General features: G+C 72.3%; 7 protein-coding genes and 1 pseudogene. 5 read left to right on the forward strand and 3 right to left on the reverse strand.

Translation table 11 applies throughout. The features are described 5' to 3' along the window. Nucleotides 1–112 precede the first annotated feature (112 nt). On the forward strand, nt 113–1,261 hold the full coding sequence (locus CR470_RS32685) for a GNAT family N-acetyltransferase (protein ID WP_097871084.1): 1,149 nt from the start codon (nt 113–115) through the stop codon (nt 1,259–1,261). A gap of 140 nt (nt 1,262–1,401) precedes the next feature. After that, a complete protein-coding gene (locus CR470_RS32690; RefSeq protein ID WP_097871085.1) occupies nt 1,402–1,683 on the forward strand; it encodes a chaplin in 282 nt (93 codons plus the stop codon). A gap of 67 nt (nt 1,684–1,750) precedes the next feature. On the opposite strand, the gene CR470_RS32695 is transcribed toward CR470_RS32690, so the two are convergent. Both CR470_RS32695 and CR470_RS32700 read right to left on the reverse strand, forming a co-directional pair. After that, the gene (locus CR470_RS32695; protein WP_097871086.1) at nt 1,751–2,614 is read right to left on the reverse strand and encodes a tyrosinase family protein; all 864 of its coding nucleotides are present in this window, start codon (nt 2,612–2,614) and stop codon (nt 1,751–1,753) included. Between the two features lie 19 nt (nt 2,615–2,633). After that, the gene (locus CR470_RS32700; RefSeq protein WP_097871087.1) at nt 2,634–3,119 is read right to left on the reverse strand and encodes a tyrosinase family oxidase copper chaperone; all 486 of its coding nucleotides are present in this window, start codon (nt 3,117–3,119) and stop codon (nt 2,634–2,636) included. Between the two features lie 254 nt (nt 3,120–3,373). Here CR470_RS32700 and CR470_RS32705 point away from each other — a divergent pair, with 254 nt between their 5' ends. From CR470_RS32705 to CR470_RS32715, 3 genes are all read left to right on the forward strand, one after another. Beyond that, nucleotides 3,374–4,663, forward strand: coding sequence for a cytochrome P450 (locus CR470_RS32705; RefSeq protein ID WP_097871090.1), 1,290 nt, complete (start codon nt 3,374–3,376; stop codon nt 4,661–4,663). A 122-nt stretch (nt 4,664–4,785) separates the two neighbouring features. Then, a complete protein-coding gene (locus tag CR470_RS32710) occupies nt 4,786–6,015 on the forward strand; it encodes a glycoside hydrolase family 26 protein (protein WP_097871088.1) in 1,230 nt (409 codons plus the stop codon). A 227-nt stretch (nt 6,016–6,242) separates the two neighbouring features. Then, nucleotides 6,243–8,708 (forward strand): SpoIIE family protein phosphatase, encoded by a 2,466-nt coding sequence (locus CR470_RS32715; RefSeq protein ID WP_097871089.1) that lies wholly within the window; start codon nt 6,243–6,245, stop codon nt 8,706–8,708. A 25-nt stretch (nt 8,709–8,733) separates the two neighbouring features. Here the strand turns inward: CR470_RS32715 and CR470_RS32720 are convergent. After that, nucleotides 8,734–9,015: pseudogene (locus tag CR470_RS32720) on the reverse strand (ABC transporter ATP-binding protein); the annotation flags it as partial.

Consider the following 9,015-nt stretch of genomic DNA (forward strand, 5'->3'; position numbering starts at 1 on the left):
GCCTCGTGCTGCTGGTCCGGCCGCGCGGGGCGGGCCGGCGCGTCTCGGCGCGGGTTCCCGGTCCGACGGCCGAGGGCGGCAACGTCGCCCAGGACGACCGGGAGCTCGTCCGATGACGGGGCAGCGGGCGGGCGGCCTCGTCGTGACCCTGTGCCGGGACTTCGCGGAGTTCGGCGCGCTCGCCGGGGAGTGGGACGCGCTGCACCGTCGCTGCGCCACCGCGACCCCGTTCCAGAGCCACGCCTGGCTGCACTCGTGGTGGATCTCCTACGGCCAGGAGGGCCGGCTGCGGGTGCTGCTGGTCCGTCGGGCGGGGCGGCTGGTCGGGGCGGCGCCGCTGATGCTGGTACACCGTCCGATGCCGCTGCTGGTCCCGATGGGCGGGGCGGTCTCCGACTTCTTCGACATCCTGCTGGACGAGGAGGAGGCCGGGTGCGCGGTGGGGGCGCTGGGGCGCGGTCTGGACCGGGCGGCCCGGCACACCGTGGTGGACCTGCGGGAGGTCAGGCCGGACGCGTCGGCGCAGTTGCTGTTCGGACGGTGGGCCGGGGCCCGGAGCCGGCTCACGGACTCGACGTGCATGGAACTGCCGGCCGAGCCGCTGGGCGACGCCGTGGCGCGGCTGACGGGCTCGCGGGGTCAGCGGCTGCGCTCCAAGCTGCGCAAGGTCGACGCCCTGGGCGTCGAGGCACTCCGGATCCCGAGGGACGGGGTGCCCGCCGCGATCGCCACGTTGCTGCGGCTGCACGAGCGGCAGTGGGAGGGCCGGGCGGTCAACCCCGAGCATCTCCGGGCGCGGTTCTCGGACCATCTGATCCGGTCGGTGGGACGGATGGTGGGGGACGGTACGGCGGCCATGACCGAGTTCCGGCTGAACGGCGAGGTGGTGGCGTCCAACCTGTCGTTGCAGTCCGGGCGGCTGACGGGCGGCTATCTGTACGGTGCGGATCCGGCGCTGCGCAGACGGAAGGTCGATGTGTCGACGCTGCTGCTGCGCGAGGTCGCCCAGCAGGCTGCGGACAGCGGGCACGAGGTGCTGAGTCTGCTGCGCGGTGCGGAGAGTTACAAGAACCACTGGCAGCCGGTGCCGGTGGTCAACCAGCGGCTGCTGCTGGCCCGGCCGGGCCTGGAGCCGCTGCTGCGGTTGCGCGAGTCGCAGGTGGCCGTACGGGAGCGGGCGGTGGAGACCGTGAAGGCACGGTTCCCGGCGGCGCGGGACTGGCACGAGCGGCTCACGGGGTTGCCGGTGATCGGGCGCTGACGCGCGCCTGGCGTACGCCGGACAGCGGCATCGGAGATATCACCTGTGAGCAGATCCGTTACCGTCCGGCGTCTCCCGCGTTGTCAGGGGGTGCGGGCCTCGCGTCCGCAGCACACCCCCTTCTTTACAAGGAGTTCTGAATGTCTCGTATGACGAAGGTTGCCGCTGTCATGGCCGGCACCGGCGCCCTGATCGCCGGCGGCGCCGGCATGGCGTCCGCGGACGCCGGCGCGCAGGGCCTCGCCGCCGCCTCCCCCGGCGTCGGTTCGGGCAACGTGGTCCAGGTCCCCGTGCACGTGCCGGTGAACCTCTGCGGCAACACGATCGACGTGATCGGCCTGCTGAACCCTGCCTTCGGTAACACCTGCGTCAACGCCGACGGTGGTCACCACGACAACGGCGGCTACGGCTACGGCCGCTGATCCCCCGTAGTACCGGAACGGCCGGTCCCCTCCTCCCGGAGGGGGCCGGCCGTTCCCCGTTCCGGGCTCAGGCGTAGCGGTAGATCTTGCTGTGGTCGAGGAGTTTCCTCGGGGTCACGCCCCAGGGAGGCATCGCCTCGTCGAGGCCGAAGACGTAGTCGCGGTCCGGGCCGGGCGAGGCGGGCTTGCGGCCCGGCAGGTAGGCGGACTTCGGGTGGGCCTTGCGCCACCGGTCCCACAGCAGGTCGATGAAGGAGTGGTGGAGCCAGAAGACCGGGTCCTCGGGGGAGGCCGCGCCCGCCATCGGACCGCCGACCCACTGGTGGACCCGGTTGTGGAGGCCCACCGTGCGCACGCCCCTGATCCCCCATCCCTCGATGCGGTTGCGGAAGCCCTCGGTGCAGACGCTGTTCCAGGGCTCCGTGTCGTAGACGGGGTCCTTGAGCGCCCGCGCCACATCGTTCCGGGTGGGGAGGGAGACCGGGTTGCGGCCGGGCCTGCCGAAGTTGCGGGTGAGGTAGCGCTCGTCGGTGACGCCCCTGCCGACGCTCCAGTTGCCTGTGTCGTAGGCGAACGCTCCGGTGGTGACCCGGCGGTCGCCGGGCCTGCCGTTGCCGCCGAGGAAGTCCTCCGCCCAGAGCGAGGAGGTCGGGCTGTCGTCCTGGGTCCAGTCCCAGTACGGGACGCTGACGCCCGCGTCGACGCCTTGGAGCGCCTTCTCGAACTCCAGCAGGTACTGGCGGTGCCAGGGGAAGAACGAGGACGTCATGTGCGCCGGGCGCGGTCGCCTCTCGGTGTCCATGACGTAGTACTCCCGGTGCATGACGACGAAGTCGTCGTAGCGGCCCGAGCGCTTCAGTTTCAGGATCGCGTCGACGAGCCGGCGCTTCTCGGTGCGCGTGAGGTCGCGCTGGTTCTTGCGGGTGTACACCGGTGCTGGTCCTCCTGGTTCACATGCGGTGCGCGGCGGGGTGCGCGAGTTGGGCGGCACCGAGCTCGTCGACGGCGGCACGGGCCGTCTCCAGCAGCGTCGGGTACGACTCGTAGTGCCGGACGTCGCTCAGATAGGTGCCGTCCGCCCGCCTCATGACGTGCAGGGGCCTGCCGTCGATGCGGATCTCGGTGCCCGGTTCGGCGGCGACCATCACGCGGTCGTCGTCCGAGGCGGCGGGGACGGCTTTCGTCGCCCCCCGGATCTCCCGGCCCCGGTACATCTCGGCGAACTCTTCCGTCGTGGACACGGGGCCGGGCACGGGGCGGGATCCGGGCGCCTGGGGCGCCGGTGCGGGACGGGCCGCGGCGGCCTGCTCACGGTCGAGCAGCGGGAGCAGGGCGCCCGCTGTGCCCGTGACCACCGCGGCGGTGAAGGCTCCGCGCAGGACGATCCGGCGGGAGGGGATGCGGGTGCCGCTCGGTTTCGCGGGGGTGGGGCTCATGAGATGACTACCTGCCTCTCGTTGACTCGCCTCATAGATTCGTTAACTCGTCCGAGGTGCTTCTGATGGCGATGTTGACAACGAGGCGGGGGCGAAACAGTTCTCGTGCGTGCGGCGTACGGCGCACAGGCGGTGGTTCCGTTCCGTCAAACGCGTGAGGGTGCGGGGTCATCGGGGGCGGCGGGCCGCGTCGATGAGGCTCCTCGCGGCCGGTGGGCCGGACCATGGCCTGGCGAACCGTGGAGGTGATGGGCATGACCGTTCCGTACCAGCTGTCCGGGGACCGTGTACTGCGCGCGGCGGACGTCGACCTGGCCGACCCGGCCTTCTGGCGGCTGCCGCGCCCCGAGAGACACAGGGCCTTCGCCCTGCTGCGGGAGCTGGACGCGCCGGTCCTGTTCACTCCCCGGGCCGGTGCCGCACGCACCGCCGGCAAGCCGTTCCACGCCCTGGTGCGCCATGCCGACGTGCGGACCGCGAGCCGCACGCCCCAGGTGTTCGCGAGCGCTCCGGGGGTCACCACCCCGGAGCCGGCCGGCTGGGCGAAGGCGCTGTTCGGGAACTCGATGGTCAACATGGACGGGCCCGAGCACGCGGCGCTGCGCCGGATCATCTCGCGGCGGTTCACTCCCCGGCTGCTGGCGGACGTCGAGGAGAACATCGGCAGGCTCGCCGGGCGGCTGGTGGGCGAGCTGATCGCCGAGCGCCCCCGGGACTTCATGCCGTCGGCGGCCTCGCGGCTGCCGCTGGAGGTGATCTGCGACCTGATGGGCGTTCCGAAGGCGTACCGGGCGCGGATCGCGGAGCAGATCGACCACGCCTCGGAGCACGTCGGCGTCGAGCGCCGGGGCCGGGCCCGGCTGCGGATTCCCGGTCGCGGGCTGGCATCGCTGGCCCGGATGCGGATCGTCATGGGGCGGCTCGCCCGGGATCGGCGCCGTCACCCCGAGGACGACCTCGTCTCGGCTCTCGTCAGCGCGGACATCGACGGCGAGGCACTGTCCGGGCAGCAGCTCGGGGCCTTCTTCTCGCTGCTGCTGGTGGCCGGGGTGGAGACGACCCGCAACGCCATCGCGCACGGGCTGTTCCTGCTCGACCGGCATCCGGAGCAGCGGGAGCTGCTGCGGTCCGACTTCGACCGCCACATCGGCGGCGCCGTCGACGAGATCGTGCGGCATTCGACGCCGATCATCCAGTTCCGCAGGACGGTCACCGCAGAATGCGCGCTGGGCGGCCGTACGTTCCTCCCGGGGGAGAAAGTCGCGCTCGTTTACGCGTCCGCCAATCGTGACGAGACGGTTTTCACCCATCCGGATCGCTTCGACATCACCCGGTCGCCGAATCCCCATCTGGGATACGGCGGCGGAGGCCCGCACCACTGTTTGGGGGCCCATCTGGCCCGCCTCGAAATGACGGCCCTGTTCCGGGAACTGATCAGCCTTCGCCCTGTCATGCGGAATCTGGGAGAACCGGAACTGGTCGACTCGAATTTCGACAACCGCGTCGGCTCGCTGCCCTTCACGTTCGGCCCCGCATTCACCTGAACGGCGCGCCCGCACCACCGAACAGGATAAATGGGCTCCTGCGCATGCCCCCGGTGCACGATGATGCGACTCTCTCCCTATCAGGCCGAACAGGCCGGAATTCACCGCAGCCAGGAGGAGCAATGCCGGCTAAGCGCCGTCTCTTCGTTTCGTGCATCGCGGCGGCTGCTCTCAGCCTCCTGGCGGGTGGCGGCATCGCGGGTCAGTCGCCGCCGGGCACCGACTCCGTCGACGGCGCCGCCCCCGGCCCACCGGGGGCGGGGAGCAGCACGGCGCACGGTGCGTATCTGGACTACGGGCCCGCCGGGGTCCGCAGGATGGCCGGACTGTCGCGGTGGCTCGGAGGGGCGGAGCTGCGGGTGGGACACACGTACCTGCCGGGTGATCTGTGGGTGAACATCGAGGGGGCGCCCGATTTCCTCGAAGCCTGGGCGGACTGGAGACAGGCGGACCCGGATCGGATGTTCGTCCTGAACGTACCGATGCTGGAGCGCAACGAGGAGCGGGTTCCGGACGACGAGGTCCGCGGCCTGCTCCGGGCGGGCGCGGCGGGGGAATACGACCAGCACTTCACGCGGCTCGCGGAGCGCCTGGTGGGGCTGGGCGTTCCCGATACCGTGATCGTGCTCGGCTGGGAGATGAACGGCACCACGTACACACATCGGTGCGGTCCCGATCCCGCGTCCTGGAAGGCGTACTGGGAACGGATCGTCACGGCGATGCGCGCGGTGCCCGGTCAGGACTTCCGCTTCGACTTCACGCCGAGCCGGGGGCGCGACGCGGTGCCGTGGACCGAGTGCTACCCGGGCGACGACGTCGTCGACATCATCGGGATGGACTCCTACGACCAGCCTCCCGGCGAGACCTTCGACGACCAGATCACCGACCCGTACGGGCTCCAGAAGCACGTCGACTTCGCCGCGGAACACGGCAAGCCCATCTCGTTCCCGGAGTGGGGTCTCTTCCGCAACGGCGACAACCCCGAGTACATGCGGCGGATGCTGGAGTGGATCGACCGGCACGAGCCGCTCTACCAGACGGTCACGGACTACTGCCCGCACGGCGTCTGGCAGTGCGGGAGCAATCCGCGGTCCTCGGAGGTGTACCGGACGATGCTGACCGAGATGGCCGCGCCGGCCTCGCCCGGCGCGACCCCGACGCCGGCTCCCGCTCCGTCGGACCCGACGGCGCCCCCGACGGTCCCGCCGTCCGTGGTGCCGTCCCCGGTGGCTCCCTCGCCCGCACCGCCGGGGGCCGGGGCGCCGCCCACCCGCGGGTGGTGCGTCCCCGTCCCGTTCGGCGCCTGGCTGGGACCGTGGGTGCGTATGCGCGAGATGTGCTTCCACCACTGACCCGGACATGGAAACGGCTCCGGCCCTCCTGTCGGAGCCGGAGCCGTCCACCCACACGGGTCCAGCGCGGGGGCAGGTGGACAAGCGGCCGCTTGTCACCCCCTCCAACGCGGACGCGGCCCGCTCCGTCACGCCGCCGAACGAGGGACAGCCCGCCCCGGCCTCGCGCCGGGCGGGCTCCGGGACGACGCGCGACCATGGAAACCTACAGAGGGTGGTGAGGTGCGATGGCGTCCGCCGATGAGGGCTCCCCGGCGGAGCCCGGCCCGCCGCCCTCCGGGGACGGGTGGGAAGCCGCGCGCATGACCGACGACGCGGCGGCCGTGATCGCCGGGGACGGCACGGTCATCGGCTGGACCCGCGGGGCCGAGGCGCTGCTCGGGTATCCGGCGGCCGAGGTGATCGGCCGGTCCGCCGCGCTGTTGCTGGCGGACCCCCGAGGAGCCCGGCGGACGGCCGAGGTGGTCGCCCGCTGCCGGGCCGGTTCGGGGTGGAGAGGGCTGGTTCCCCTGTGGAGCCGGGACGGCAGGTCGCTGGACATCGACGTACGGGCCACCGCCTCGTTCCTGATCGCCGGGCGGGAGGGCTTCCTGGTCTCCGGGCGGCGCCTCACCCCGCGCTGGTCGATGAGCGGACCCGTGGTCGACCGCTTCCTGGCCCGGTCGCCGGTCGGCATGGCGGTGCTCGACCCCGACCTGCGCTACCTCTGGCTGAACGACACCCTGGAACGGTTCGGCGGCGTGCCCCGGGAGCAGCGCCTGGGACGCCGGCCGAGCGAGGTGCTGCCCGGAGCGCTGGCGACGTCCATCGAACGGCTGATGCGGCAGGTCCTGTCGACCGGCGAGGCGATCACGGACTACGAGTACCTGGGCTGGAGCTGGGCCGATCCGCACCGTCGGCGGGCGTTCGCGAGCTCCTTCTTCCCGCTGGCCGACGCCGGGGACCGGCGGATCGGCATCGGCTGCATGGTCCTCGACGTCACCGACCGGTGGAACGCACGCCGGCTGCTGGCGCTGGTGAACGAGGCCGGAGCGAGTATCGGCAGCACCCTGGACGTACAGCGCACGGCGCAGGAGCTCGCCGACTTCGCGGTGCCCCGGTTCGCGGACTTCGTCTTCGTCGACCTGTTGGAGACCCCGTTCGGCGGCGACCGGCCGGGGGCGACAGCGCCGGCCGAGGGCGAGCGGCCGGCCATGCGCAGGGCGGGTTTGAGCTCGGTGCGGGAGGGCTGCCCGGAGGCGGTCGTACGGCTCGGGGAGACGGTCGGCTTCGTACCTCCGCCGCACGACGCGCACTTCCTCCTGGACGGCGACCCGGTCCTGCTCCCGGTGCTCGACCCGGACAGCCACGGGTGGGCGGTGGAGCAGCCCGCGCGGGCCGCCCGGCTCCGGGAGTTCGGGCTGCACTCGCTGATCTCCGTGCCGATGCGGGCGCGCGACACCGTGCTGGGGCTGACCACCTTCATGCGGTCGCGGAATCCGGTGCCGTTCGACGAGGACGACGTGGCGCCCGCCCGGGAGCTGGTGGCGCGTGCCGCCGTGTGCGTGGACAACGCCCGCCGTTACACCCGGGAGCACACCGCGGCGCTGGTGCTCCAGCGGAGCCTGCTGCCGCACACGCTGCGCGGCGGCACGGCGCTGGACCTGGCGTCGTCCTACCTTCCGGCGGACGCGAAGGACGGGGTCGGCGGTGACTGGTTCGACGTGATCCCGCTGTCCGGAGCCCGGGTCGGCCTGGTCATCGGCGATGTCGTCGGGCACGGCATCGGGGCCGCCGCGACCATGGGCCGGCTGCGCACAGCCGTACAGACGCTGGCCGACATGGACCTTCCCCCGGACGAACTGCTGGCACGCCTGGACGATCTCGTCCTGCGGCTCAGCGAGGAGGAGCGCGCGGGGGGACCGGCGGAGCGGGGCGGCACGACGGTGGTGGGAGCCACCTGCCTGTACGCCGTCTACGATCCGGCGAACGGCTCCTGCACCATGGCGCGGGCCGGTCACCCGCCGCCGGTGGTCGTCACTCCGGACAACACGGTCAGCTTCCCGGACCTGCCCGCCGGGCCGCCCCTGGGACTCGGCGGGCTGCCCTTCGAGTCCCTGGAGATCGAGCTGCCCGAAGGAAGCCTCCTCGGCCTCTACACCGACGGGCTCATCGAAGGGCCCGACAAGGACCTCGAACGCGGCATGGACCGGCTCGGCCGGGCGGTGTCCCGGGGCGGGATGCCGCTGGAGGACCTGTGTCCGGCGGTGGTCAAGGAACTGCTGCCCGTACCGCAGCCGGACGACATCGCGCTGATCCTCGCCCGGACACATCGCCTGAGCCCCGAGCACCTGGCCTCGTGGGACGTGCCCGTGGACCCCGCGGCGGTCGGCGAGACGCGGGCCAAGGTCTCCCGCCAGCTGGAGGCATGGGGGCTCGCGGACCTGTCGATGACGACGGAGCTGATCGTCAGCGAGCTGGTGACCAACGCGATCCGGTACGCGGTGGGGCCGGTACGGCTGCGGCTGCTGTTCCAGGCGTCGCTGACCTGCGAGGTGTCCGACGCCAGCAACACCTCGCCGCGGCTGCGGCACGCCAGGACGACGGACGAGGGCGGGCGCGGGCTGTTCCTCGTCGCACAGCTCGCCCATCGGTGGGGCACGCGCTACACCTCCCGGGGGAAGATCATCTGGGCGGAGCAGCCCCTTCCCTGATCCGGACCTGACCGACAGGGCATCCCTAAGGCCTCTCCTCGCGGGCGAAGAGGCGGGTCAACGGCCCGCCCGCCCGGATCAGCTCGTCCCAGGTGCCCTCCTCGACGATGCGCCCGCCGTCCAGGACCGCGATCCGGTCGGCCCTGCGGACCGTGGCCGGGCGGTGGGCGATCACCAGGGTCGTCCGGGTGGCGGAGTCGGCCGCGAGCGCCCGGGACAGTTCTTCGTCGCCCCGGTGGTCCAGATGCGCCGTCGTCTCGTCCAGGACGAGTACGCGCGGGCCGCTCAGCAGCCCCCGGGCCAGGGC

Source organism: Streptomyces sp. rh34, assembly GCF_002551245.1.
In the GTDB taxonomy this organism is placed as follows: domain Bacteria; phylum Actinomycetota; class Actinomycetes; order Streptomycetales; family Streptomycetaceae; genus Streptomyces.

Bases quoted from the DNA above. Each gene is read 5' to 3' on its own strand.
- CR470_RS32690 (WP_097871085.1), top strand. From the start codon at position 1,402: ATGTCTCGTATGACGAAGGTTGCCGCTGTCATGGCCGGCACCGGCGCC.
- CR470_RS32710 (WP_097871088.1), top strand. From the start codon at position 4,786: ATGCCGGCTAAGCGCCGTCTCTTCGTTTCGTGCATCGCGGCGGCTGCT.
- CR470_RS32715 (WP_097871089.1), top strand. From the start codon at position 6,243: ATGGCGTCCGCCGATGAGGGCTCCCCGGCGGAGCCCGGCCCGCCGCCC.
- CR470_RS32700 (WP_097871087.1), bottom strand. From the start codon at position 3,119: ATGAGCCCCACCCCCGCGAAACCGAGCGGCACCCGCATCCCCTCCCGC.
- CR470_RS32685 (WP_097871084.1), top strand. From the start codon at position 113: ATGACGGGGCAGCGGGCGGGCGGCCTCGTCGTGACCCTGTGCCGGGAC.
- CR470_RS32705 (WP_097871090.1), top strand. From the start codon at position 3,374: ATGACCGTTCCGTACCAGCTGTCCGGGGACCGTGTACTGCGCGCGGCG.